Source organism: Actinokineospora terrae (assembly GCF_900111175.1).
Lineage (GTDB): Bacteria > Actinomycetota > Actinomycetes > Mycobacteriales > Pseudonocardiaceae > Actinokineospora > Actinokineospora terrae.
Genome location: NZ_FOGI01000008.1, coordinates 214,397 through 237,699 on the forward strand (window position 1 = coordinate 214,397; position 23,303 = coordinate 237,699).

Genomic DNA, 23,303 nt, shown 5'->3' on the forward strand with positions numbered 1-23,303 from the left:
TTTCCGCTGGTTACCGCACGTCTCCGAGCGAACTCCGGCGGTAGTCGCCGCCGGTGACCCAGGCCACCGGCGGCACCCGATCCGATCACATCACGTGCGCGAGGAACTCCCCCGTGTAGCTGCCCTCGGCCTTCACCACGTCCTCGGGTGTGCCCTCCGCCACCACCGTGCCGCCGCCGGAGCCGCCCTCGGGTCCCATGTCGACGATCCAGTCCGAGCCCTTGATGACGTCCAGGTTGTGCTCGATGACGATCACCGAGTTGCCCTTGTCGACCAGGCCGTTGATCACGCCGAGCAGCTTGCGGATGTCCTCGAAGTGCAGGCCGGTGGTGGGCTCGTCGAGGATGTAGACGGTGCGGCCGGTGGAGCGCTTCTGCAGCTCGCTGGCCAGCTTCACCCGCTGCGCCTCGCCGCCGGACAGTGTCGGCGCGGGCTGGCCGAGCCGGACGTAGCCGAGGCCGACGTCGACCAGGGTGGCCAGGTGCCGGTGGATCGCCTTGATCGGCTCGAAGAAGGCGGCCGCCTCCTCGATCGGCATGTCCAGGATCTCGGCGATCGTCTTGCCCTTGTAGTGCACCTCCAGGGTCTCCCGGTTGTACCGGGCGCCCTTGCACACCTCGCACGGCACGTACACGTCCGGCAGGAAGTTCATCTCGATCTTGATGGTGCCGTCGCCCGCGCACGCCTCGCAGCGGCCGCCCTTGACGTTGAAGGAGAACCGGCCCGGCTGGTAGCCGCGGACCTTGGCCTCCGTCGTCGAGGCGAACAGCTTGCGCATGTGGTCGAACACGCCGGTGTAGGTGGCCGCGTTGGACCGCGGGGTGCGGCCGATCGGCGACTGGTCCACCTGGACGAGCTTGTCCACGTGCTCCAGGCCCTTGATCCTGGTGTGCCTGCCGGGCACCTGGCGGGCGCCGTTGAGCTTGTTCGCCAGGACCGTGGCGAGGATGTCGTTCACCAGGGTGCTCTTACCCGAACCGGAGACACCGGTGACCGACACGAGCGCGCCTAGAGGGAACGACACGTCGATACCGCGCAGGTTGTGCTCACGCGCGCCGACCACGGTCAACTGTCGCTTCTTGTCGATCGCGCGGCGGATCGCGGGCATCGGGATCTCGCTGCGACCGGACAGGTAGGCGCCGGTCAGCGACTCCTTGTTCTTCAGCAGCTCCTTGAACGTGCCGCTGTGCACGACCTTGCCGCCGTGCTCGCCCGCACCCGGTCCGATGTCGACGATCCAGTCCGAGGCGCGGATGGTGTCCTCGTCGTGCTCGACGACGATCAGCGTGTTGCCCAGGTCGCGCAGCCGGGTCAGCGTCTCGATCAGCCGGTGGTTGTCGCGCTGGTGCAGGCCGATCGAGGGCTCGTCGAGGACGTAGAGCACGCCGACCAGGCCGGACCCGATCTGGGTCGCCAGCCGGATGCGCTGCGCCTCGCCGCCGGAGAGGGTGCCGGAGGCGCGGTCGAGGGAGAGGTAGTCGAGGCCGACGTCGAGCAGGAACCGGAGCCGGGCCTGGATCTCCTTGAGCACGGCGCCCGCGATCATCGACTCGCGCCTGCCGAGCTTGAGCCCGTCGAGGAACGCCGAGCACTCCCCGATGGACATGTTGGACACCTCGGCGATGGACTTGTCGCCCTCGGTGCCGTGCGCGAGGGTCACCGCGAGGATCTCCGGCTTGAGCCGGGTGCCCCGGCACGTCGGGCAGGGCACCTCCCGCATGTAGCCCTCGTACTTCTCGCGCATGTACTCGGAGTCGGTCTGCTCCTGGCGCCGCTCCAGGAACGGGATCACGCCCTCGTACGCGGCGTAGTACGAGCGCTCCCGGCCGTAGCGGTTCTTGTAGCGGACGTGCACCTGGTCGCTTACCCCGTGCAGCACCGCTTTCTGCGCCTTCGCGGTGAGCCTGCGCCACGGGGTGTCCATCCGGAACCCGATGGTCTCGGCCAGCGAGGTGAGCAGCCGCACGAAGTACTCCGCGGTCTGCCCGCCCGCCCAGGGCGCGATGGCGCCATCGGCCAGCGACAGCTCGTCGTCGGGGACGACCAGCTCCGGGTCGACCTCCTTCTTCACGCCGATGCCGGTGCACTCCGGGCACGCGCCGTAGGGCGAGTTGAACGAGAACGACCGCGGCTCCAGGTCCTCGACGCCGAGCGGGTGGCCGTTAGGGCAGGCCAGGTGCTCGGAGAAGCCGCGGATGCGGTGCGGGTCGTTGTCGGGCAGGTCCACGAACTCCAGCTCGACCAGGCCGTCGGCCAGCCGCAGCGCGGTCTCGACCGAGTCGGTCAGCCGCTGCTTGGAGCTCGCCTTCACCGCCAGCCGGTCGATGATCACCGAGATGTGGTGCTTCTCCTGCTTCTTGAGCTTCGGCGGGTCGGTCAGCTGGTGCACCGCCCCGTCGACCAACGCGCGCGAGTAGCCCTGGGTCTGCAGGTTCGCGAAGAGGTCGACGTACTCGCCCTTGCGGCCGCGCACGACCGGGGCCAGGACCTGGAACCGGACCCCGGACTCCATCGCCAGCACCTGGTCGACGATCTGCTGCGGGGTCTGCTTGCTGATCGGCTCACCGCAGGTCGGGCAGTGCGGCTTGCCCGCGCGCGCGTAGAGCAGGCGCAGGTAGTCGTAGACCTCGGTGATGGTGCCGACCGTGGAACGCGGGTTGCGGCTGGTCGACTTCTGGTCGATCGACACCGCGGGCGAGAGGCCCTCGATGAAGTCGACGTCGGGCTTGTCCATCTGGCCGAGGAACTGCCTGGCGTAGGCCGAGAGCGACTCGACGTAGCGGCGCTGGCCCTCGGCGAAGATCGTGTCGAACGCGAGGCTGGACTTGCCCGAGCCGGACAGCCCGGTGAACACGACGAGGCTGTCGCGGGGCAGGTCGATGTCCACGCCGCGCAGGTTGTGCTCCCGGGCGCCGCGAACGACGAGGCGGTCGGCCACTGAGGTCCCTTCGGTAGTGCTGAGCGGCGGCGCCGGGCGAACGGCACTGGCTCACTGCTCACGGGTCAACTGCTGGTGGGTGTGTCACTGGTGGGTCAACTGCTCGTGCCATCGCACCGCTGGCGCGCGGCCCCCGCCGCCTCGCACGGTGTACCCGCGGTCGTCGCGGCCGACGCCACCCGGTGGCGTGGAAGCACCGGGCACGGACCGTGCTCGACCTGCGGAACAACCCTAGGACGATGGTTACGGGGATGGCGTTGGGGATGCTAGACCGGGGCACCGACAATTCTCGCGGACCGACCTGCGCCGTGCACCCGCGACGGAGGTACCCAGCGGTAGCGGACCGGCTTACGCTGGAGGTCGGAGCGCGTTGCTCCGATCACACCAGCAGCACCAGTCGGGGGTGGGTATGACCGTGTCCAACACGTCCACGAGCACGACCGAGACCGCTGGAGCGGGCACCGAGCAGCCCGGACTGCCTGGTCAGCGCCGATCCGACGGGGTCGGCCGGGCGCAGGCCGCGCACCAGGGCGTCCGCGAGGCGTGGGCGGTGCTGCACCGGGTGGTGGCCGAGCTGCCCGACCCGGCGTTCCGCGAGCCGAGCCTGCTGCCCGGCTGGAGCAGGGCACACGTGGTCAGCCACCTCGCGCGCAACGCCGACGCCCTGGTCAACCTGCTGACCTGGGCGCGGACCGGGGTGGAGCACCCGGCGTACACCAGCCGCGCGGACCGGGACGCCGACATCGAGGACGGGTCGACCAGGGTCGCGCAGGTGATCCGCGAGGACCTCTACGCCGCGTGTGACCGATTCCACACCGCCATCGCTCGTCTGGGTGAGAGCGACTGGGCCGCGGTCGTCGCGCACCCGTCCGGCCGGACGCTGCCCGCGGCCGAGGTCCCGGAGCTCGCGCTGTTCGAGGCGTGGAACCACCTGGTCGACCTGGACGCGGGCACCGGGTACGCCGACATCCCCGCAGGCCACCTCGACCGGCTGCTGGACCTGGCGGTCCGGCCGCACCGGGCGCGCACCGAGGGCCTGCCGCTGCGGCTGGTCGCCGACCTGCCGGACGGGCGTCAGCGCACCTGGGAGCTGGCCATCGCCACCCACTCGAGCTCGCGGGAGCTCGCCGGGCCCGCGCCGGTGGTCCTGGGGTGGCTGGCGGGCAGGTCCGACGGCAGCGCGCTGACCGGGACGCCGCCCGAGCTGGGCGCCTGGGGCTGAAGCCGGGCGCGCAGCCACGCCCACGCCGTCGGCCCCTTGGTGGTGAGCCACCGGTGCGCGGGCTGCTCGACCAGCTTGGTGATCGCCCAGCCGAGCAGCAGCGCCATCGCCACGCAGGCCAGCAGGCGGCCCCACGGTCCGATGCCCTTGTCGAGCAGGTACCTGGCCAGCACGAAACCGAGCTCTTGGTGCACGAGGTACACGCCGAAGGAGATGCCCGCGAGCCAGCGGATCGGCCTGCCGAGCCCGGTGAGGATCGCCCAGTCCGGCCCGCCCGCGGCGGCGACGATGCCCACCAGGACCACACCGAAGGCGATCGTGGACGGGGTGTCGACGAAGTAGGAGTGCGCGTCCTGGGCGACGAGCACCGCGACCAGGTAGGCCGCGAGGTGCGCGCCGGACATCCGGTGCCTGGTCCACAGCCAGATCGCCACGCCGACGCCGAACAGCGCGACCCGGTGCAGCGCCAGCCCGTCGAACAGCGACTTGACCCACTGCGCCGCGTCGTCGTGGCGCCACACGAAGCGGATCACCAGCGGCGCGACGACCAGGGTCCACAGCGTGATCGGGATGACCTTGCCGCGCAGCAAGCCCCTCGGCCACAGCAGCGCGGCGATCAGGAACGACATGAGCTGCACGGGCAGCGTCCAGTAAGAGGCGTCCACCCAATGGAAGTCCGGCGCCCAGGCCTGGATAAGAAGTAGATTCGCGACCAGGTCGGTGTGAGTCGGTAGGTACCAACCGAACGAGGTGGCGACAGCCCGGGACGCGGCGTAGGTGATGACTACCGCGACGAGGTAGGCCGGGAGCAGACGCGAGACGCGGTTCCACAACCAGCGCTTGGTGGCCCCGCGGCGTACGGTCACGCAGACGAAGAACGCGGAGATCACCAACAGGGTACTCGCGCCGAACTGCAACGGGAGCACGAAGGGGTACGGCCCGAGTTCCGCGTGGTTGATCGGCGACTGGTGGGTGATGTGCTGGACGACGACCGTGTACACGGCCACGACGCGTAGCACGTCCCAGCTGATCTTGCGCGGGGACCGCTTCTGGTTCGCTGTCTCAGGTGTCAGCACGAGCTCACAGGTTTCCGGCGACAGGGGGTAGGTTTCAGGTCACGCTCTGATAACAGGATAAGGGGCCGTACTCGGGACTGCCGGAGGAGGTACCGTCGGCGCCCGTGGACCTCGTCGACGACTACACCGGGCACGTCGAGCCCGGCGGTGCAGCCAGCAGGCGCACCCTCCCCGCGCTGACCATCACGAAGCTCTCGGTCGGCCCGATGGACAACAACGCCTACCTCCTCACCTGCCGCGCCACGCGCGAGGCGCTCCTGGTGGACGCGGCCAACGACCCGCAGCGGCTGTCGGACCTGATCGGCTACGGCCAGGACCGCCCGACGCTGCGGACCATCGTCACCACCCACCAGCACGCCGATCACTGGCAGGGCCTCGGCGCCACCGCGGGCGCTTTCGGAGCCAACACCATCGCTCACCCCCTCGACGCCGACCCCCTGCCTGTACCACCGGACGTCCTCGTCGAACACGGAGACACGATTCCCGTGGGCGAGGTCACCCTCGAGGTCATCCACCTCCGCGGCCACACCCCCGGCTCCATCGCCCTCCTCTACCGCGACCCCACCGGCACCCCCCACCTCTTCACCGGCGACTCCCTCTTCCCCGGCGGCGTCGGCAAGACGTCCTCCCCGGAGAACTTCACCTCTTTGCTGAACGACGTCGAATCCCGAATCTTCGCCAACCTCCCAGACCCCACCTGGTTCTACCCAGGCCACGGCGACGACTCCACCCTGGGCGACCAACGCCCGCACTTGGCCGACTGGCGCGCACGAGGCTGGTGAACGTCCCCCGATGGGGCCGCCTGGAGCCTCCCGGGCGGCCCCATCGGCGTTCGCGCGCCATTTCTCGGTCAGCCGAGCGGATCTGGACGTGCGACGAGTTCACAGTCCAAGCAGCCGGGACTGCCACCGCACTTCGGCGGCGACCGCTAGACCTCGACGACGGTGAGCATGTCTTCCAGCCCGATGAAGTCCTTGGCGTTGCGGGTGTAGAGCGGCAAGTCCCGCGCAGAGGCGATGGCAGCGATCATCAAGTCCAGCCGGCGCGGCCTCGGGCTTCGGTTGGCTTCCAAGGTCAGCGCTACGAGGGTGCCGAAACGGGCGGCCGCGGACGCGTCGAACGGGAGTGGGTCGAACTCGACGATCGCCGCGGCCAGCATCTCGGTTCGAGCGGCTCGCGTCGCGACATCCTTGGCCATCGCGACGCCTTGGTGGAGTTCGGCCAAGGTGACGGCGGTCAACTCGGGAACCGCGGGCAGCGCGGAGGGGTCGATGAGGTCGAGATCGATGTAGGCGCAAGTGTCCAACACGCCCGACTCGTGTCGGTCAGCCACGGCCGCGCTCCCAGGGATCGTCGTCGCCCATGCGGTCCTCGGTGTCGAAGTGGTCATCCGCCTCGCGCCGCAGTCGGTCGTGGTCGACGCGTGGCAACTTCTTGTGCCGCTCGACCAGTTCCTCGGCGGTCAGCCGCCGACGTCGGGACAGCGGGCGGACCTCGGCGATCTCCACGCCGTTGCGGGTGACGTGGTAGGTCTCCCCCGCCTCTACCGCGTCCATGACAGCGGCGGAGTTGTTGCGGAACTCCCGCTGACTGATGACCTTCACAACACCAGTGTAGCCCCGTGTAGCACGTCGGGCTACACGGGGTGGATTGGCAAGCGGGAACGGGGTCGGTGGGGGTGGGGGTCGGTACAGTCCGGGCGTGGAGTGTCGGTGTCAGTTGTGTGTGGGGGAACGGGATGAGTCGTTCTCCGAGGTGTTGGAGGCCGTCGAGGAGTTGGGGTGGGGGGTTGTCGGGGTTTCGGGGGCTCAGTTCGACATCGTGCACACGGTGGGGCTTTGGCACAGCGCGGGGGTGGCCGAGGTCGCGATGTTCGGGCTGGACGGGGAGGACATGCTGGAGTGGGTGGGGCGGTGTGTCGAGCTGGGGCTGGAGCGCGGGTGGCCCGAGGGGGAGTTCGGGGGTGTGATCGACGGGGTCGCCACGCGGTTGCGGGGGGTGGACGGGTCGTGGTTCGCGGGGATGTTCGGGGCGGCGCGGCACTTCTACGGGGAGACGGTGCCGGTGTCGCAGTTGGTGTGGCCGGACGGCGAGGGTCGGTGGCCGTGGGACGAGGCCGCCGACGAGGACGTGCGGGTGTCGCAGCCGCGGGCGTGGGCGCCGGTGCGGGAGCAGCCCGCGGGGGCTTGGCGGCTGGTCGGCGAGCTCGGGGCGGACTACCCGTTCCCGGTCAGCCCGGACGCGTGGACGCTCACCACGCAGTCCATTGTGGACAGCAAGCGCACGCCGCTGGTGATCGCCAGGGGTGAGGGCCTCTACGACGTCCTCGACGAGCGCGGCTACGAGGCGGACGACCTCGTCCTCGCCTACCTCGGCGACCTCACCACGCGCTACCCCGCCCTCACCGGCGCCGCCGACCTAAGTGACGACGAGGCGGCTCTAGCGACAGACAGCGGCTGGACCAAGGTAGGCCGAACGCGCGAGCAGACGGCCGCCAGTGTGGCCGCGTGGCAGAGCGCGGGCACGGCATGAACATCGACCGCACCTTCACGGTCCCGCTAGACCACGCGAACCCCAGCGGCCCGACAATCGAGCTCTATGCGCGAGAGGTTACTAGAGGCCGCACAGACCTCCCTTACCTTCTCTATCTCAACGGCGGCCCTGGCTTCCCCTCACCGCGGCCGCTAGGCGGCGAAGGTTGGATCACACGCGCCTTGGCCGAGTACCGCCTCTTGCTGCTAGACCAGCGCGGCACCGGTAGGTCCACTCCAGTCACCCGGCATTCCCTTGCGTGGCAGGGGACTCCTAGGCAGCAGGTCGACTACCTCAAGCACTTCCGAGCCGACTCCATCGTCAAGGACGCCGAAACCATCCGGCAAGCGCTTGCGGTCGACCAGTGGAGTGTCCTCGGCCAGAGCTTCGGCGGGTACTGCGCCGTCACGTACCTGTCGTTCGCGCCAGAGGCACTCGCGGAAGTCCTCATCACCGGCGGCCTCCCCCCGCTGGAGTCCACAGCGGACGAGATCTACCACACGCTCTACAAGACAGTCGTAGGCAAGAACATCGCGCACTACAAGCGTTACCCCGAAGACGTCGAACGAGCCAGTACGGTCGCACGCTTCCTCAAGGACAACACCGTCCTACTCCCCACCGGGCGCACCCTCACGGTAGAAGCCTTCCAGGGCTTGGGAAACCTCTTGGGCGCGTCGACCGGAAGCAGTCGTTTGCACTACCTGCTGGAAGCGCCCTTCGACGGCGACCACCTCGCGGACGCGTTCCTCACCGATGTCGAACGCGAGCTCTCCTGGGCCAGCACAGCACCGTTGTACTTCCTGCTACACGAGGCCTCTTACGCCCGCGGACACGGCGCGACGCAGTGGTCCGCGCAGCGGGTACGACAAGAGTTCCCCGAGTTCGGCAACGACGACCCGCTGCTGTTCACCGGCGAGATGGTGTACCCGGCCCTGTTCGACAGCGATCCCGCGCTACAGCCGTTCCGCGACACCGCGCACCTCATCGCCGCCGAAGACGCCTGGCCACAGCTCTACGACATCGACCGGCTCAAGGCGAACACCGTCCCCGTCGCGGCCGCGGTCTACAACGACGACATGTACGTGGCACGCGAGCTGTCGCTGGACACCGCGCGCACGATCGCGGGCACCCGGTCCTGGCTCACCGCCGAGTACGAGCACGACGGGCTGCGGGTCAGCGACGGCGCGGTGCTGGACCGGCTGATCACCATGCTCAGGCGCGAAGAAGGCCCCGGACACGCTGGATGAACTCGTCCGGCAGCTCCTCGGGCGGGGTGAGCAGCGCCTTGCCCTCGACCGCGATGGCGTTGCCGACGAGCACCACGTCCGCGTGGCAGGGCAGGCCCGCCTCCTCCAGCGGGCCCACCAGCGGCCGGAACCGGCCCGAGGTCTGCCTGCCCAGCTCGCCGATGTCGCGCCCGTCCACCCGCAGCGCCACCACCATGCTGGTCGACCGCGGCCCGGCCCGCTCGACCAGGTGCAGGCTCGCGACCACCAGCGCCTTGCCCGGCAGGTAGGCGGAGTCCATCAGCGGCACCAGCACGTCGAGGTGCTCGCGTTCCCCGGTCAGCCGGAACGGCCGACCGGGCGGCAGGTGCGGCGCGAGCGGGTCGACGGTGTTGAGCGGCAGCGTGAACTCCGGCTCGGCGAGGTCGAGCGCCACCGAACAGGCGAACTCGGGGTGCTCCCGAGTCCACCACAATCGAACACGGCACCGACCAGAACCGCCGACACGCTCCAACGGGACTCGGTAGGCATAAGCGGCCGCCGTCGACAGGATCCCCACCGCGTAACCCTCGACCAAGACCTGCACGTGGTCGTCCCGAAGTCGCAGCTCCGCCTCGGAGACCCGCTCCCCCGTCGGCGCCGGACCGCAGAGAGTGCGAACCACCGCGGTCTCCTCTAACACCGGCACGTTGAAGAAACCGCGCCCGCGCAACGGAGGCGCTAGGTCCGCCGCACGGGGCAACGGAACCTGCGGCCCCCGTCGCGCGACGAGGATGCCTTGCAGACGGGCGAAATCGTCCTGGTGCGCTCGGGTGAACGCCAACTGGTAGCTGCGGCCGTCGCGCAGCCGCAGGTCGAGCCTGCCGTTGCGCAGCGGCCCCGCCTCGTGCACGGTGACCGCCGCGATGTCGCGCAGGTCGACGGTGAGCGGCCCGCCGCCCAGGGCCAGCCTGCCCACGGCGTTGGTCGGGGTGACCGACAGGTGGCCCCCGTCGAGCGTCACGGAGATGCCGATGCCGTCCACGCGCGCCTCCTCGGCCTGGGCTCCTTCCGATGTTACGCACCGGGTCCAGGCCACCGGCGACCTCACCTGACCGGTCCACCGTCAGGGGCTGGCGGGCCCATGCGGCTCAGCGGGCCCGGTCGAGTCAGGGGGCCGTCGAGCCAGGGGCTGTCGAGTCAGGGGGCCACTGTGGTCACGTACTCGCGCAGGTGCCGGGCGGTCAGCGTGCCTGCGCTGTCGACGAGCTGGGCGGGGGTGCCGGTGAACACGACCCGGCCGCCGTCGTGCCCGGCGCCCGGCCCGAGGTCGATGATCCAGTCGGCGTGCGCCATCACGGCCTGGTGGTGCTCGATGACCACGACCGTGTTGCCGTCGTCGACCAGCCGGTCGAGCAGCCCGAGCAGCTGGTCGACGTCGGCGAGGTGCAGGCCGGTGGTCGGCTCGTCGAGCACGTAGGTGGATCCCTTCTCCGCCATGCGGATCGCGAGCTTGAGGCGCTGCCGCTCGCCGCCGGAGAGGGTGGTCAGCGGTTGGCCGAGGCTGAGGTAGCCGAGGCCGACGTCGACGAGCCGGTCCAGGATCTTGCGGCCCGCCGGGACCTTGAGGAAGTCGTGCGCCTCGGCGATGGACATGGCCAGCACGTCGCTGATCGAGCGGCCGTCGAGCTTGTGCGCCAACACCTGCGGGGTGAAGCGCCTGCCCTCGCAGTCCTCGCACACCGAGGCGACCCCGGCCATCATCGCCAGGTCGGTGTAGACCAGCCCGATGCCCTTGCAGGTCGGGCAGGCGCCCTCGGAGTTGGCGCTGAACAGGGCGGGTTTGACGCCGTTGGCCTTGGCGAACGCGGTGCGGATCGGGTCGAGCAGGCCGGTGTAGGTGGCCGGGTTGCTGCGCCGGGAGCCGCGGATGGCGGACTGGTCGACCACGATCACCCCGGGCCGCTTGGACAGCGAGCCGTGGATGAGCGAGCTCTTACCGGACCCGGCGACGCCAGTGACAACGGTGAGCACGCCGAGCGGGACGTCCACGTCGACGTTGTCCAGGTTGTGCGTACTGGCGCCGCGGATCGGGATCTGGCCGGTCGCGGTACGCGGGGTCGGGCGCAAGCGCGCGCGGTGGCCGAGGTGGCGGCCGGTGAGGGTGTCGGAGGTGGCGAGGCCCGCGAAGTCGCCGCTGTAGCAGAGGGTGCCGCCGTTGGTGCCCGCGCCGGGGCCGAGGTCGACGACGTGGTCGGCGATCCGGATGACCTCGGGCTTGTGCTCGACGACGAGCACCGTGTTGCCCTTGTCGCGCAACCGGAGCAGCAGGTCGTTCATCCTGGCGATGTCGTGCGGGTGCAGGCCCACGGTGGGCTCGTCGAACACGTAGGTGACGTCGGTGAGGCTGGACCCGAGGTGCCGCACCATCTTCACGCGTTGCGACTCGCCGCCGGAGAGGGTTCCCGATTCACGATCCAGGCTCAGGTAGCCCAACCCGATCTCGACAAGGGAGTCGAGCGTGCCGCGCAGCACGGCGAGCAGCGGGCCGACCGACGGGTCTTCGACCTTGCCGACGAACGCGGCGAGGTCGCTGATCTGCATCGCGGCGCAGTCGGCGATGGTGCGGCCGTCGATGGTGACCGAGAGCGCGGCGGGGTTGAGCCGGGCGCCGCGGCAGGCCCCGCAGGTGGCGAAGGTGGCCGCGCGGTCGACGAAGGCGCGGATGTGCGACTGCATGGAGTCGCGTTCCTTGCTCAGGTAGAGCCGCTGCACCTTGACGACCAGGCCCTCGTAGGTGAGGTTCATCGTGCCGGTCTTGATCTTCGTGGCGGGCTTGTGCAGGAAGTCGGCCAGTTCGGTCGCGGTGTAGTCGCGGATCTTCTTGTCCGCGTCGAGCAGGCCGGACTGGACGAAGGCCTGCCAGTACCAGGAGTCGACGGCGAAGTTGGGCACGGTGATCGCGCCCTCGTTGAGCGACAGGTCGCGGTCGACCAGCTCGTCCACGTCGATGGCGGACACCCGACCGAGGCCCTCGCACTCCGGGCACATGCCCTCCGGCCCGTTGAAGCTGAACGCGCCCGCGCCGCCGATGTGCGGGGTGCCCAGGCGGGAGAACAGGATCCGCACCATGGTGAACGCGTCGGTGGCGGTGCCGACAGTGGATCGGGCGTTGGCGCCCATCCGCTCCTGGTCGACGATGATCGCGGCGCTGAGGTTGTGCAGCGCGTCCACGTCGGGCCTGCCCTGGCTGGGCATGAACGACTGGACGAACGCGGTGTAGGTCTCGTTGATCATGCGCTGGGACTCGGCGGCGATGGTGCCGAACACCAGCGACGACTTGCCGGAGCCGGACACGCCGGTGAACACGGTGAGCCTGCGCTTGGGCAGGTCGAGGGAGATGTCGGCGAGGTTGTTCTCCCGCGCCCCCCTGACCTGGATGACGTCGTGGCTGTCCGCGGGGTGAACGTGCTGCATGCGGTGATTCCTTACGCGGTAAACTAAGGTCGGCCCGGTCACTTTACGCTATAAGGAGATGGTGCGTGGTGGTGTTCGCCGCACAGGGCGACCCGCGTCGGACGATGGCCCTGCTCTGGCGCGAACAGGGGGCCGCCCCGGTGCGCCCGGGACCTCGACCGACGTTGACCGTGGAGGCGGTCATCGAGGCCGCGGTGGCGGTCGCCGACGAGGAGGGCATGGCCGGGTTGTCCATGCGCGCGGTCGGCGAACGCCTCGGCCGCACCGCGATGGCGCTCTACACCTACGTCGCGGACAAGGCCGAGCTGCTCGACCTCATGTACGACCACGTGCACGCCGAGCTGACCGCCGATGTCGTCGACGACTGGCGGGCCGGGATCACGGCCTGGGCCGAGGAGCGGTGGGAGTTCTACCTGCGCCACCCGTGGGTCTTGCACGTGTCGATGGCGCGGCCGGTCCTTGGGCCTAACGAGCTGGACTCGACCGAACGGCTGCTGCGCGTGCTCAAGCCTGCCGGTCTGAGCGCTCCGGTAGCGCGGGGGATCGTGAGCAGCCTGACCTATCTCGTGCAGGGCGCGGCGACGATGGTCAACGACTCCCGGCGGGCCGCTCGTGAGACAGGGCAAACCGACGACGTGTGGTGGTACGCGCGATCGGCGGAGCTGGGCGATGTAGCGCCAGGGTTCGACGGCCGGTACCCACTGCTCACGTGGCTGGAGACGGACAAGGAGCCCAACGAGACAGTGCCGTACATGGAGCACGAGGCCCGCGTGAGCTTCGAGGCCGGCCTCGGCGTGCTGTTGGACGGGATCGCCGTCAGAGCAGGCTGACCAACGCCCCCACCACGCCCGAGCCGATCAACGCGGCGACAACACCTCGGCGCAGCAGGAGCAGCCACGCGCCTGCGGCCGCGAGCAGCACGAACTGCCACCAGTGCGACAGGACTAGAGCCAACGGGATGACCGAGCCCGCGATAGCACCGATCGCGGCGGCTGCCGCTCCCGTAAGGAAAGCCTGGGCGCGCTTGTTGTCGCGAAGGCGTTCCAGGCGTGGGCCACCCAGTAGGACGAACGCGAACGATGGGGCGAACGCGGCAGCAGCGGCCAAGAGCGCTCCGGTGACGCCAGAGGCCGCGTAGCCGACAACGGCGATGGTCTGCACGACCGGCCCCGGGGTGATCTGGCCGAGCGCCACAGCGTTGAGGAACTCGGAGTCGGTCATCCAGCCGTAGGTGTGGACAGCGTCCTCGCGCATCAGCGGGATGATCACGAACCCACCGCCGTAAGACAGCGCGCCGACCTTGGCCGCCACCCACACCAGTCCCCCACCGGCGGGCATCGCCGCGAGCACCGGCCACGCCACCTGGCGATTGGACGGCACCCGCACCGTCATCTCGACTATCCCGGCGGCGACCAGCACCAACACCAGCCACGGCCCCGTTAGCGCTGCCGCCACCCCGCCCAGTACGAGATACACGACCCACCGGACCCTGACCGCGGTCGCCGCGCCGACCCGCTTCCAACTCCCGGGCACGAGTCCGTACGCGGCGTGCGCGGCGACGGCGGGCACCGCGGCCCCGGCACCCGCGGCGGCGCCGAGCACCCACGAGGGCGCGTGGTCGGAGAGCAGCAGCACGGCCAGGGCGATGATCAGGACCAGACCCGGGACGATGAAGCACACGCCGCCGACGATCGCCCCCGCCGCGCCCCGCAGCCGCCACGCGCAGAGGATGGCGAGTTGGGTGGAGGCCGGTCCGGGCAACAGGTTCGTGACCGCGACACCGTCCTCGAACTCGGCGTCGCTGAGCCACCGGCGCCGCACGACGCACAGGTCGCGCAGCAGCGCGATGTGCGCGGGCGGGCCACCGAAACCGATGCACCCGATCCGGCCCCACTCGCGGGCGATCGTGCCGAGTCCGACGCTGTCCATGCCGGACATCCTCCAAGCCCAGGGCGTCCAGCCGGTTAATACTCTCGGCATGCGATTCGAGACGAGCGTCGAGTTGGGCGGCAAGAACGCCACCGGGTTGCGGGTGCCCGAGGAGGTCGTGGCCGCGTTGAGCACCAAGAAGCGGCTGCCGGTAAAGGTCACCGTCGGCGGTCACAGCTATCGGACGACGGTAGGACCGTACGGCGATGGGTACTTCGTGCCTCTCAGCGCCGAGAACCGGAAGGCCGCAGGCGTGGCCGCGGGGGACGCGGTGACGGTGGACATCGAGGTCGACAACGAGCCGCGCGTGGTCGAGGTGCCGGAAGACCTGGCGGCGGCGTTGGCGGCGGCGGGCGGCCGGGCGGCGTTCGACAAGCTGTCGTACTCCCACCAGCGCGCCCACGTGCTGTCGGTGACCGACGCCAAGACGGACGCGACCCGGCGGCGGCGGATCGAGAAGGTCGTGACCGCGCTCACCGCTCCGTAAACTTCCCTATCGCTGCGCTCTATACGGTACTTTGGGGAATATGGAGTGGCTGTCGGTCGAGCAGGTCGCCGAAGAGCTCGGGCTGCACGTGCGGACCGTGCGCAACTACGTGCGCGACGGGAAGCTGAAGGCCGTCCGCATCGGGAAGCAGTACCGGATCGCGCGGATAGACCTGGACGCGGTGACTGGCGCGCCTCCCGTGCGCAGACACCGGCACGTCGAGGTAGCGACAACGGTGCGAGTTGACGCGATCAGTCGCGGTGACATGGACCGGGTCGCGACCCTGCTCACCGCCGCGGCGGGATCGGGGACAGCGGGCGACCGGGTGCGGGTGCAGCTCTCCTACGACGAGCAGCGCGCGAGCATGACCGTGATGCTGCTCGGCGGTCTTATCACCACCGCCGAGCTGCTGCGGCTGGTCGACGCGGTCACCAACCAGGGAGGGGCAAGCGAATGACGGTCACCCGGATCGGCGTCGAGACGGTGCTGCACTGCGCGGCGGACGGCCCGGTCCTCACCGGCGAGCAGGACGCCCTCGACATCATCGGGGAGGCCTGGGGCGCGCAGGCGAGCGCGGTGGTGCTCCCCGCCGAGCGGCTCGACCCGAGCTTCTTCGCGCTGAGCAGCGGTTTCCTCGGCGCGTTCGTGGCCAAGTTCGTGAACTACCGGATGCCGCTGGCCGTGGTCGGCGACATCTCCGCGCACCTGGAGCGCAGCGAGCCGCTGCGCGCGTTGCGCCGGGAGACCAACCAGGGCAGGCAGTTCTGGCTGCTCGACACCGCCGACGAGGTCGCCGCGCGGTTCTGACGCCGAAAGGGCCGCCCGGGCATGCCGGGCGGCCCCAGGTGGCGCCTAGCCCCAGATCGAGGCCACCCACTCCGGGTGGTCGATGAACGGGTTGCGGTTGTGCTGGTAGCTGTCGTAGATCACCTGGTTGCGGCGCTTCTCGAAGGCGTCCGGCGGGTCCTGGGCGTGCCAGCGCAGCAGGGTGGACAGCTTGCCGTGGTGCGGCTGGGTGCCGTTGTTGACGCTGTCGTTGACGTCGAGGTCGACGTACCCGTCGCCGCCCTCGTAGCGGACGTCCATGTAGAGGATCATGCGGGCGACGTCGCCCTTGACCGCGTCCCTGGGCTCCCAGGAGTCGGCGTCGGTGTAGTTGCCGGGCGCCTCGGCCGCGGGCGAGCCGCCGGTGTCGAAGTCCTTGTTGCCGCGGTTGGAGTTGACCGACACGTCCTCGGGCCGCAGGTGGTGCAGGTCGGTGCCGGGGCCGGTGGCGGTGCCGAAGTCACCGTGGGACTTGGCCCACACGTGCTCGCGGTTCCAGTCGTTGGCGCCACCGCCGTTGGTCGACTTGCTCTGCGAGCGTCCGCTGTAGAGCAGGATGACGTTGTTCGGGTTGGCCGGGTCCTGGTCGGTGGCCTTGAGCGCGGTCCACACCTGGTCGTAGTCGAGCTTGTCGCCGACCCGGATGATCTGGTTGAGCGCGGCCTTGAGCTGGGGACCGGTCTTGCCGATGGCCGCCTGGTAGTAGGCGTCGGACGGCGCGGTGGTCGTCGGTGGCACCGTGGTGGTCGGCGGGACCGTGGTCGTGGTCGGGACCGTGGTCGTCGGGACCGCGTCGACGCGCGAGAAGCCGGTGGTCGAGGTGAGGCCCGCGTGGCTGAAGTACGCGCTGAGCGAGCCGGTGACGTCGAGTTGGGCACCCAGCAGCGACGGGTTCGTCTTGAGCCCGTAGGCCGACCGGAACGAGGTCGTGATCTGCACGTAGACCATGCGCGTGTGGTTGGTCTCGGCGGCGGAATCGGCGAGGGCCAGCGCGTAGTCGGACGGGTAGTTCGACCGGACCACGGTGGTGGTCGCGGTGGGCTGGCCGACGACGTAACCGCGGACGGTGGCCGACGACCCGTTCTGGGCGCCGATGGCGGCCGCGACGGTGATCGGCGCCGCGGCGGCGGTAGCGCTATGCGGCGCGGTAGCCGTGCCTCCCGCCGCGGCGGCGGACCCGACCTGCGGTACCACCACGGCGGTGGCGACCGAGGCCAGGAGGGCTAACAGGGACCAGCGACTGGCTCGCATGGGCGATGTCCTCTCCCCGACGGTGACCAAAGTCGACAGAGCGTGACTCTGGTTTCACTTTCGAGTGAAGACTGCCATGTTTCAACCAACTAGAGCATGAACGTGGTGGAGCCTCGCGATGGCGACGTGATGGCGGTGCGCGTGCCGGGCGCCGGTCGAGCAGGGGCAGGCAGGCCCGGGAAAAGAAGAGGCGGCCCTGCCGTCGGGGGGTGACAGGGCCGCGATGGTGTAGTCGCCGCAGGCCCTGTGGGTGTTACCGACTCGTGTGGACGCGACGACACCGAGCGCGTTCCGCAGTGGACTGTGTCACCCGAACAGCGGAAGGCGCAGCGCGAACCGGGCACCGGTGCCCGGCCCGTCGCTGTGCGCGGTCACCGTGCCACCGTGCGCCGAGACCACGCCACGCACGATGGCCAGGCCCAACCCGAGTCCGCCGGTCCTGGTATCGGCCACCCGGGTGAAGTCCTGGAACAGCACCTCGGTGAGCGCCGGGTCGAAGCCGATCCCGCTGTCCACCACGGCCACCTCGGCCGTGCCCGCGGCCACCACCAGCCCCACCCGCACCGGGGTCCCCGCCGAGCTGTACCGGACCGCGTTCGACAGCAGGTTGCCCACGGCCTGCCCGAGCCGCACCGGGTCGCCGAGCACCACGACGGGCTCGTCCGGCACGGACACGACCACCTCCCGGCCGTGCAGCCCAGGCGGCCCCACCGCGTCGGCGACCACCTCGCGCAGGTCCAGCGGCCGCGGGTCGACCCGCAGGTTCCCGGTGATCACCCGGCCCGCGTCGAGCAGGTCGTCGGTCATCCGGGTCAACGCGGTCACCTGGCGGTCGAGCACCCCCAGCGCCATGTGCTCGGCGGCGTCGAGGGACAGCACCTCGGCCGCGGCGCGCAGCGCGCTCAACGGCGTGCGCAGCTCGTGCGCGACCGCGGCGAAGAACCGGTCCTTGGCCTGGTGCTCGCGCCGCAGCGCCGCCCCGGCCTCGGCGAGCCGGTCGTTGGCCGCCTTGAGCTCGCGGGAGCGGACGAACAGGTCGACCTCCAGCCGCTCCAGCCGCTCGTCGCTCGGGCGGGCGGCGACCAGCTCGGTGACGTCCTCGGCCCGGTGCAGTATGTAGCGGATGGCGCCGTCCGGGCCGGTCACCGGCGTGTTGACCGGGCTCCAGTGCCGCTCCTCGAACGCGCCGTCCGGGCCGACCGGGATGTCGTAGCGCTGGATGGGCATCGTGTCGGGCTGCCCGGTGGCGAGCACCGTTTCCAGCGAACGCCGCAGGTTGCGCACGCCGTCCGCGGTGAGCAGGTCGGGATTGTCCGGGAACGCGGTGAAGATGTGCGTGCCGACCAGTTCCGCGCGTTTCTTCGCGGTCGCGGCCAGGTACGCGGGATTCACCTCGACGATGACCAGGTCGGGGCCGATCACGAGATAGGGCGACGGCGTGCTCTCGAACAGCAGCCGGAAGTCCATCACGAGTCCAGCCGGTAGCCGAAACCGCGCACGGTCGTGATCCTGGGCTCGGTAACCCCGGCGGCCAGCAGTTTGCGGCGCACCCGGTAGACGTGTTCGTCCACTGTGGTCGGTGCCTGCCAGCGCGACGACGAGCCCCACACGTGGTCGAGCAGCTGCTCTCGGGAGAAGGTGTGGCCTGGGGCGCTCGCGAGGAACTCCACCAGCCCGTACTCGCGCGGTGTAAGAGCGATGGGGGTGCCCGCACGGCGGACCTCCCTGGCGCCGGTGTCGATCACCAGGCCGCCGACCCTGATCGCGGTCGCCGCGGGCGGCGGGGCGGTGCTGCGGCGCAGCACGGCGCGGATCCTGGCGGCCAGTTCCCGTTGCGAGTAGGGCTTCACGACGTAGTCGTCGGCGCCGAGCTCGAGCCCGACAACCCGGTCGGCCTCCTCGCCGCGGCCGGTCACCACGATCACCGGCAGCGGGTTGTCACGGCCGCGCACGGCGCGCAGCAGGTCGAGCCCGTTTCCGTCGGGCAAGCCGAGGTCGAGGACGACCAGGTCGACGTGCTCGGTCTCCAGCAGCCGCAGCCCGGCGCGCACATCCGCCGCGTGCAGCACCAGGAACCCCTCGCGGACCAGGAAATCCCTGGCCATCGCGGCGAGATCGGGCTCGTCCTCGACGAGCACGACCGCGGGCCGGTCGGATCGGGTCTCGGATTCCACTCCCCGCCCCGTTGACGAAACGTTGAACTTCCGCAGACAGCGTGGCCAAGGCAGGACGGTATCACTGGGAGAACACACCACGCAGTCCTCGGGTGACAACCGATCGGGTCATAACCTGAGATCCTTTCCAGAAATGCGAGCGAGGCGCGAAACCATGGCTACGCGAGCACGGCTTGCCGATGTGCTGATCGACCTTTCCGACACGCTGGGGTCGGATTTCGACCTGCTGTCCTACCTGCGACGACTCACCGACCACTGCGCCGATCTCGGGGCGGCCGACACCGCGGCGGTGCTGCTCGCGGACAGCGACGGCACCCTGCGCTCGACGGACCCCCACACGGGCGACGAGCGGCTGACCGACCTGTTCGACGAGCACCACGCGCACGGCCCCGGCGGGATCGCCTTCGGCACCGCGACGGCCACCGGCGGTCCCGTGACCCGCTGGGCCGGGATCGCCGAGGCGGCCACCGCGGCCGGGTTCCGGCAGGCGCACGCTGTCCCGATGCGACTGCGCGGCACGCCCTTGGGCGCGGTGTGCCTGTACCGGGTGGCCGACCGGCCGTTCGACGCCGAAGAGATCGCCGCGGTGCAGGCCGCGGCCGACATGGCTGCGGTCGGGATCAACGCCGAGCGCGCGGTGCGCCAGCGGCAGACCCTGGCCGACCAGCTGCAGGCCGCGCTGGAGAGCCGGATCCTGATCGAGCAGGCCAAGGGTGTGCTCGCCGAGCGGCACCACCAGCACGTGTCCGAGTCGTTCCGGGAGCTGCGGTCGCTGTCGCGCTCGCACAACCTCAAGATCGCCCAGGTCGCCGAGGAGGTCGTGCGCAGCGCCGCGCTGAGCAGGCTCTCGGCCCGCGGTTGAGCCGAACGGGGTCGTCGCGCAGCGCGCGGGCGGTCAGGAGAGGATGACCGGGACCGAGCAAGTCGAAGACGAGGAGCACGCATGGCTCTGCACAAGCCCGAGGTCGACCCGATCGAGGGTGCCGTCCCCACCGACCTGGAGGTGCAGGACATCACCGTCGGTGACGGTCCCGAGGCCCCCCCCGGCCAGCTGGTGTCGGTGCACTACGTCGGTGTCGCCCACTCCACCGGCGAGGAGTTCGACGCGTCCTGGAACCGCGGCGACACCTTCGCCTTCCCGCTCGGCGGGGGCCGGGTCATCGCGGGCTGGGACCGAGGCGTGGCGGGCATGCGCGTGGGCGGCAGGCGCAGGCTGGTCATCCCGCCGCACCTGGGCTACGGCGACCGCGGCGCGGGCGCGGTGATCAAGCCGGGCGAGACGTTGATCTTCGTGGTGGACCTGCTCGGCGTCGGCTGAGCACCAGCACCTCCCCGTCCGGCACCGGTCTGAACGGTGCCGGGCGGGGGATCCACCGCTAGCGCAAGTACTCCAGCAGCACCGCGACCGCCGCCGGGTCCTCTACATGCGCGTTGTGCCCCACGCCAGGTAGGACTACCGGGTTCGGCACGAGGGTCCGCAGGTGCTCAACCGGCGACATCACGTCCTGCTCCCCCGCCGCCAGCGTGACCCTCGCCCGCGCGGCCGCGAGCAGACCGGGCAGGTCCGGCCGTCCGACCGCGAACGCCCGCTGGTCGACCGCCGCGCGCCACCCGCCGCCCGCCTCCACCGCGGGGCCTGCGGGGAGACCGGCCAGTTTCCCGGCCCACGACTCGGCTTCCGCGCGGGTCTCGAACACCTTCGGCGGCTTGCCGCCCAGCGCCCGGCCCTTGGCCAGCTCGTCCGGCGACCAGCTGAGCTTCACCCCGAGCGCGACCACCGACTCGACCCTGATCCCGAACCAGCCCGACGCCAGCGCCAGGGCCACCACCCCGCCGAGGGAGTGGCCGAGCACCGCGACGGGCCGGTCGGGGTCGAGGTCGGCGGCGACGCGGGCGGCCAGCGCGCCGAAGCTGTAGCGCTCCAGCGGGGCGGCCGCGCCGTGGCCCGCGAGATCGGGTGCGACGACCGGACCGTCCCACTGGGCGGCCGCGTCCAGGCCGTCCCACAGCGCGCCGCTGCCCGCCAGACCGTGCAGCAGGACCAGGGTCGGGTGTTCAGTCACGGCCCCGATCTTGCCCTACGGGGTCAGCAACCGCCGCAGTTGTAGTAGGTGACGTCCCAGTGGTCGCTCTCCAGGTAGTAGATGTTGCCGCTGCCCGAGCGCCACTGGTTGCCGCCGATGGAGGTGAAGGTGCCCTTGATGTAGTTGGTGAGGCAGCTGCTCAGGGCGAAGTCGAGCTTGTAGCCGTTGTAGTGGCTGTAGGTGCCGCTGGCGTGGCCGACCTCGGTGCCGCCGGTGACGTTGAGGGCGCAGCCGGTGGCGCCCTTGAGGGTCTGGGCGCCCTGGATGGTGGCGAGGTTGACCTGCTCGAACGAGGTGCAGTTCGGCCTGGTCCGGTCGCTGCAGCCGCCGCTGGAGGACCAGGTGATGTTCGACGACCGAAGCCGGGAGGCGGCGTCGCTGTGCGAGAGCTTGGTGACCAGCGCCGAGGCGGTCGCGGCGGCGGGGGTCGAGATCGGGTCGTGCTCCGGAGCGGTCTGGGCGCTCGCGGTGGTGGCCAAGAGCAGGGCGGTGGCGGTAGCGGCCAGGACGGCGGCCGCACGGGCGAGAACGCGCATGGGGGACCTTTCGCCGGGGACTGGGAATGATCAACTCCAGCGGGTAGCGTAATGGTCACCGACGGGAAAACCCAGCAAGTGTACGGAAACTTTCCCACTCAGCCGCCTTGCGGCACCCGTCGCGCCATCCGCAGGTCGCGCACCGCGAGCGCGAACGCGACGGCGACGAGGGTGACGGCGGCGAACAGCGCCACCGCGATCGCCGCCGGGTAGCGGCCGGTCCCGCCGAGCACGGCGTAGAACACCGCCGCCAGGGTCGCCGTGCCCACCGCGGTGCCGATCCGCTGACCGGTCTGCAGCACCCCGCCCGCGACGCCGGCCAGCCGGTTGGGCACCGACGTGAGCGTCAGCGTCGTGTTCGGGGAGATCACCGCCCCGCCGCCGACGCCCGCGAGCACCATCGGGACCGCGATCCACGCGCCTGCCGCGTTCCCGGGCACCACCAGGAGCACGACCGCGACCGCCGCCAGCCCGACCCCGACCGCGGTGAGCCCCAGCACCGTGATCAGCCGCCCCCACCGGTCGACCAGCCTGCCCGCGACGGCGGCCGCCACCGCGGACCCGATCGCGAACGGCGTGACGGCCAGCCCGGACTCCAGCGGCGTGTACCCGAGCCCCGCCTGGAAGAACACGGCGAACACCAGCCAGATCCCGGAGAACCCGCAGAAGTAGGCGAGCCCAATCCCGGCGCCCGCGACGTAGCCGGGGGTCTCGGTGAACAACCTCAGGTCGAGCAGCGGCGCCCGCCCGCGGCGCACGAGGTGCCGCTCCCAGCGGAGGAACAGCCATCCCAGCGCGATGGCGAGCGGGAACAGCCACCACAGGCTGGTCAGTCCGCCGCTGTCCGCTCTGACCAGGGGCAAGAGGACGGCCAAGACGGTCGCGCCGAGGAGTAGGGCGCCGACCAGGTCGATGTCGGCTCGTCCGGTGGGACGGTCTTTGGGGAGTAAGCGCATCGCGAGGACCAAGGCGACGAGGCCGATGGGCAGGTTGACGTAGAACACCCACGGCCAACCTTGCGGATCGCCGAACCAGGCAAGGATCAAACCGCCCGCGATGGGGCCAACAGCGGTCGAGATACCGATCGTCGCGCCGAGCACCCCGAACGCCTTGCCGCGCTCGGCGCCTTGGAAGAGGTCTTGGATCAGGCCGGAGTTCTGCGGGGTGAGCAGTCCGCCCGCGAGGCCCTGCGCGAGCCTGGCCAGCACCAACCAGGTGAGGTTCGGCGCGGCACCCGCCAACGCGCTCGTCAACACGAACACCGACAACGCGACGAGGAACATCCGCCGCCTCCCCAACGCGTCACCCAACCTGCCGCCCGCGACCAGCGACAGCCCGAAGGTCAGCGCGTAGCCGGAGACGACCCACTGGATCCCACCCGCCCCCGCCCCGAGATCGGCCTGCATGGACGGCAACGCGACATTGACGATGCTCACGTCGAGCAAACTCATGAACCCAGCGGCCTGCGTAACCGCAAGCGCCCGCCACCGCCGGGGATCGGGGTCAGTCACCCCATCGTCCTACCCCTCTCCCGCACCTCCTGCACAACGCCGCTGGTCCCGGTTCT

21 protein-coding genes and 3 pseudogenes are annotated in these 23,303 nt (G+C 70.5%); 10 read left to right on the top strand and 14 right to left on the bottom strand.

Annotation, left to right across the window (positions count from 1 at the left end; all coding sequences use genetic code 11):
* Positions 1-85 precede the first annotated feature (85 nt).
* Positions 86-2,938, bottom strand: a complete 2,853-nt coding sequence (gene uvrA / locus BMY07_RS19760; protein WP_092780463.1) for an excinuclease ABC subunit UvrA — start codon at positions 2,936-2,938, stop codon at positions 86-88.
* A gap of 409 nt (positions 2,939-3,347) precedes the next feature.
* Here uvrA and BMY07_RS19765 point away from each other — a divergent pair.
* Positions 3,348-4,046, top strand: a pseudogene (locus tag BMY07_RS19765) (maleylpyruvate isomerase N-terminal domain-containing protein); the annotation flags it as partial.
* Here the strand turns inward: BMY07_RS19765 and BMY07_RS19770 are convergent.
* Positions 4,013-5,236 carry an acyltransferase family protein gene (locus BMY07_RS19770; protein ID WP_245782509.1) on the bottom strand — a complete coding sequence of 408 codons (1,224 nt, stop codon included), beginning with the start codon at positions 5,234-5,236 and terminating at the stop codon, positions 4,013-4,015. The pseudogene BMY07_RS19765 and the gene BMY07_RS19770 overlap by 34 nt on opposite strands.
* A gap of 104 nt (positions 5,237-5,340) precedes the next feature.
* On the opposite strand from BMY07_RS19770, the gene BMY07_RS19775 reads away from it, so the two are divergent.
* Positions 5,341-6,018, top strand: a complete 678-nt coding sequence (locus BMY07_RS19775) for an MBL fold metallo-hydrolase (protein WP_092780469.1) — start codon at positions 5,341-5,343, stop codon at positions 6,016-6,018.
* 146 nt (positions 6,019-6,164) lie between these two features.
* On the opposite strand, the gene BMY07_RS19780 is transcribed toward BMY07_RS19775, so the two are convergent.
* Entirely contained in the window at positions 6,165-6,569 is a 405-nt protein-coding gene (locus BMY07_RS19780; protein ID WP_092780472.1) for a type II toxin-antitoxin system VapC family toxin, read from the bottom strand.
* Complete coding sequence (locus BMY07_RS19785) at positions 6,562-6,840, bottom strand: type II toxin-antitoxin system Phd/YefM family antitoxin (protein WP_092780475.1); 279 nt, start codon at positions 6,838-6,840, stop codon at positions 6,562-6,564. The genes BMY07_RS19780 and BMY07_RS19785 overlap by 8 nt, the downstream gene beginning before the upstream one ends.
* A gap of 121 nt (positions 6,841-6,961) precedes the next feature.
* On the opposite strand from BMY07_RS19785, the gene BMY07_RS19790 reads away from it, so the two are divergent.
* Both BMY07_RS19790 and BMY07_RS19795 read left to right on the top strand, forming a co-directional pair.
* Entirely contained in the window at positions 6,962-7,768 is an 807-nt protein-coding gene (locus BMY07_RS19790) for a DUF4262 domain-containing protein (RefSeq protein WP_177215654.1), read from the top strand.
* Positions 7,765-9,015 carry an alpha/beta fold hydrolase gene (locus BMY07_RS19795; protein WP_092781119.1) on the top strand — a complete coding sequence of 417 codons (1,251 nt, stop codon included), beginning with the start codon at positions 7,765-7,767 and terminating at the stop codon, positions 9,013-9,015. The genes BMY07_RS19790 and BMY07_RS19795 overlap by 4 nt, the downstream gene beginning before the upstream one ends.
* On the opposite strand, the gene BMY07_RS19800 is transcribed toward BMY07_RS19795, so the two are convergent.
* Both BMY07_RS19800 and BMY07_RS19805 read right to left on the bottom strand, forming a co-directional pair.
* On the bottom strand, positions 8,981-10,018 hold the full coding sequence (locus BMY07_RS19800) for a DUF4429 domain-containing protein (RefSeq protein ID WP_092780481.1): 1,038 nt from the start codon (positions 10,016-10,018) through the stop codon (positions 8,981-8,983). The genes BMY07_RS19795 and BMY07_RS19800 overlap by 35 nt on opposite strands.
* A 155-nt stretch (positions 10,019-10,173) precedes the next feature.
* On the bottom strand, positions 10,174-12,450 hold the full coding sequence (locus BMY07_RS19805; protein WP_092780484.1) for an ATP-binding cassette domain-containing protein: 2,277 nt from the start codon (positions 12,448-12,450) through the stop codon (positions 10,174-10,176).
* Between the two features lie 65 nt (positions 12,451-12,515).
* Between BMY07_RS19805 and BMY07_RS19810 the strand changes: the two genes are divergently transcribed.
* A complete protein-coding gene (locus tag BMY07_RS19810; RefSeq protein WP_092780487.1) occupies positions 12,516-13,280 on the top strand; it encodes a TetR/AcrR family transcriptional regulator in 765 nt (254 codons plus the stop codon).
* Here the strand turns inward: BMY07_RS19810 and chrA are convergent.
* A complete protein-coding gene (gene chrA, locus BMY07_RS19815) occupies positions 13,267-14,379 on the bottom strand; it encodes a chromate efflux transporter (protein WP_092780490.1) in 1,113 nt (370 codons plus the stop codon). The two genes, BMY07_RS19810 and chrA, sit on opposite strands and share 14 nt — an antisense overlap.
* A gap of 49 nt (positions 14,380-14,428) precedes the next feature.
* Here chrA and BMY07_RS19820 point away from each other — a divergent pair, with 49 nt between their 5' ends.
* From BMY07_RS19820 to BMY07_RS19830, 3 genes are read left to right on the top strand one after another with little or no spacing between them, the layout of a single operon-like run.
* Complete coding sequence (locus BMY07_RS19820) at positions 14,429-14,866, top strand: YdeI/OmpD-associated family protein (RefSeq protein WP_092780493.1); 438 nt, start codon at positions 14,429-14,431, stop codon at positions 14,864-14,866.
* A 40-nt stretch (positions 14,867-14,906) separates the two neighbouring features.
* Positions 14,907-15,323, top strand: coding sequence for a helix-turn-helix domain-containing protein (locus BMY07_RS19825; RefSeq protein WP_092780496.1), 417 nt, complete (start codon positions 14,907-14,909; stop codon positions 15,321-15,323).
* Positions 15,320-15,673, top strand: coding sequence for a DUF4180 domain-containing protein (locus tag BMY07_RS19830; protein WP_092780499.1), 354 nt, complete (start codon positions 15,320-15,322; stop codon positions 15,671-15,673). Before BMY07_RS19825 ends, BMY07_RS19830 begins: the two co-directional genes overlap by 4 nt.
* A 45-nt stretch (positions 15,674-15,718) precedes the next feature.
* On the opposite strand, the pseudogene BMY07_RS36060 reads toward BMY07_RS19830, so the two are convergent.
* The 4 genes and pseudogenes from BMY07_RS36060 to BMY07_RS19845 all read right to left on the bottom strand — a co-directional run.
* Positions 15,719-16,426: pseudogene (locus BMY07_RS36060) on the bottom strand (endonuclease I family protein); the annotation flags it as partial.
* Between the two features lie 81 nt (positions 16,427-16,507).
* A pseudogene (locus BMY07_RS36065) lies at positions 16,508-16,942 on the bottom strand (DUF6359 domain-containing protein); the annotation flags it as partial.
* Positions 16,943-17,248: 306 nt separating this feature from the next.
* On the bottom strand, positions 17,249-18,409 hold the full coding sequence (locus BMY07_RS19840) for a sensor histidine kinase (RefSeq protein WP_092780505.1): 1,161 nt from the start codon (positions 18,407-18,409) through the stop codon (positions 17,249-17,251).
* Positions 18,409-19,116, bottom strand: coding sequence for a response regulator transcription factor (locus tag BMY07_RS19845; RefSeq protein WP_092780508.1), 708 nt, complete (start codon positions 19,114-19,116; stop codon positions 18,409-18,411). The genes BMY07_RS19840 and BMY07_RS19845 overlap by 1 nt, the downstream gene beginning before the upstream one ends.
* Positions 19,117-19,270: 154 nt before the next feature.
* Between BMY07_RS19845 and BMY07_RS19850 the strand changes: the two genes are divergently transcribed.
* Both BMY07_RS19850 and BMY07_RS19855 read left to right on the top strand, forming a co-directional pair.
* Positions 19,271-19,978 carry a GAF and ANTAR domain-containing protein gene (locus BMY07_RS19850; RefSeq protein WP_177215655.1) on the top strand — a complete coding sequence of 236 codons (708 nt, stop codon included), beginning with the start codon at positions 19,271-19,273 and terminating at the stop codon, positions 19,976-19,978.
* 81 nt (positions 19,979-20,059) lie between these two features.
* Positions 20,060-20,434, top strand: a complete 375-nt coding sequence (locus tag BMY07_RS19855; RefSeq protein WP_177215656.1) for an FKBP-type peptidyl-prolyl cis-trans isomerase — start codon at positions 20,060-20,062, stop codon at positions 20,432-20,434.
* Positions 20,435-20,492: 58 nt separating this feature from the next.
* On the opposite strand, the gene BMY07_RS19860 is transcribed toward BMY07_RS19855, so the two are convergent.
* The 3 genes from BMY07_RS19860 to BMY07_RS19870 all read right to left on the bottom strand — a co-directional run bounded on the left by BMY07_RS19860 (position 20,493) and on the right by BMY07_RS19870 (position 23,247).
* Positions 20,493-21,179 (bottom strand): alpha/beta fold hydrolase, encoded by a 687-nt coding sequence (locus BMY07_RS19860; protein WP_245782510.1) that lies wholly within the window; start codon positions 21,177-21,179, stop codon positions 20,493-20,495.
* 23 nt (positions 21,180-21,202) lie between these two features.
* Positions 21,203-21,736 carry a hypothetical protein gene (locus BMY07_RS19865; RefSeq protein WP_092780519.1) on the bottom strand — a complete coding sequence of 178 codons (534 nt, stop codon included), beginning with the start codon at positions 21,734-21,736 and terminating at the stop codon, positions 21,203-21,205.
* A 98-nt stretch (positions 21,737-21,834) separates the two neighbouring features.
* Positions 21,835-23,247, bottom strand: a complete 1,413-nt coding sequence (locus tag BMY07_RS19870; RefSeq protein WP_425426330.1) for an MFS transporter — start codon at positions 23,245-23,247, stop codon at positions 21,835-21,837.
* Between the last annotated feature and the right edge of the window lie 56 nt (positions 23,248-23,303).

Excerpts from the sequence above, each read along its gene's own strand:
- BMY07_RS19795 (WP_092781119.1), top strand. The coding sequence starts at position 7,765 with ATGAACATCGACCGCACCTTCACGGTCCCGCTAGACCACGCGAACCCC.
- BMY07_RS19805 (WP_092780484.1), bottom strand. The coding sequence starts at position 12,450 with ATGCAGCACGTTCACCCCGCGGACAGCCACGACGTCATCCAGGTCAGG.
- chrA (WP_092780490.1), bottom strand. The coding sequence starts at position 14,379 with ATGGACAGCGTCGGACTCGGCACGATCGCCCGCGAGTGGGGCCGGATC.
- BMY07_RS19820 (WP_092780493.1), top strand. The coding sequence starts at position 14,429 with ATGCGATTCGAGACGAGCGTCGAGTTGGGCGGCAAGAACGCCACCGGG.
- BMY07_RS19825 (WP_092780496.1), top strand. The coding sequence starts at position 14,907 with ATGGAGTGGCTGTCGGTCGAGCAGGTCGCCGAAGAGCTCGGGCTGCAC.
- BMY07_RS19830 (WP_092780499.1), top strand. The coding sequence starts at position 15,320 with ATGACGGTCACCCGGATCGGCGTCGAGACGGTGCTGCACTGCGCGGCG.
- BMY07_RS19840 (WP_092780505.1), bottom strand. The coding sequence starts at position 18,409 with ATGGACTTCCGGCTGCTGTTCGAGAGCACGCCGTCGCCCTATCTCGTG.
- BMY07_RS19850 (WP_177215655.1), top strand. The coding sequence starts at position 19,271 with ATGGCTACGCGAGCACGGCTTGCCGATGTGCTGATCGACCTTTCCGAC.
- BMY07_RS19855 (WP_177215656.1), top strand. The coding sequence starts at position 20,060 with ATGGCTCTGCACAAGCCCGAGGTCGACCCGATCGAGGGTGCCGTCCCC.
- BMY07_RS19865 (WP_092780519.1), bottom strand. The coding sequence starts at position 21,736 with ATGCGCGTTCTCGCCCGTGCGGCCGCCGTCCTGGCCGCTACCGCCACC.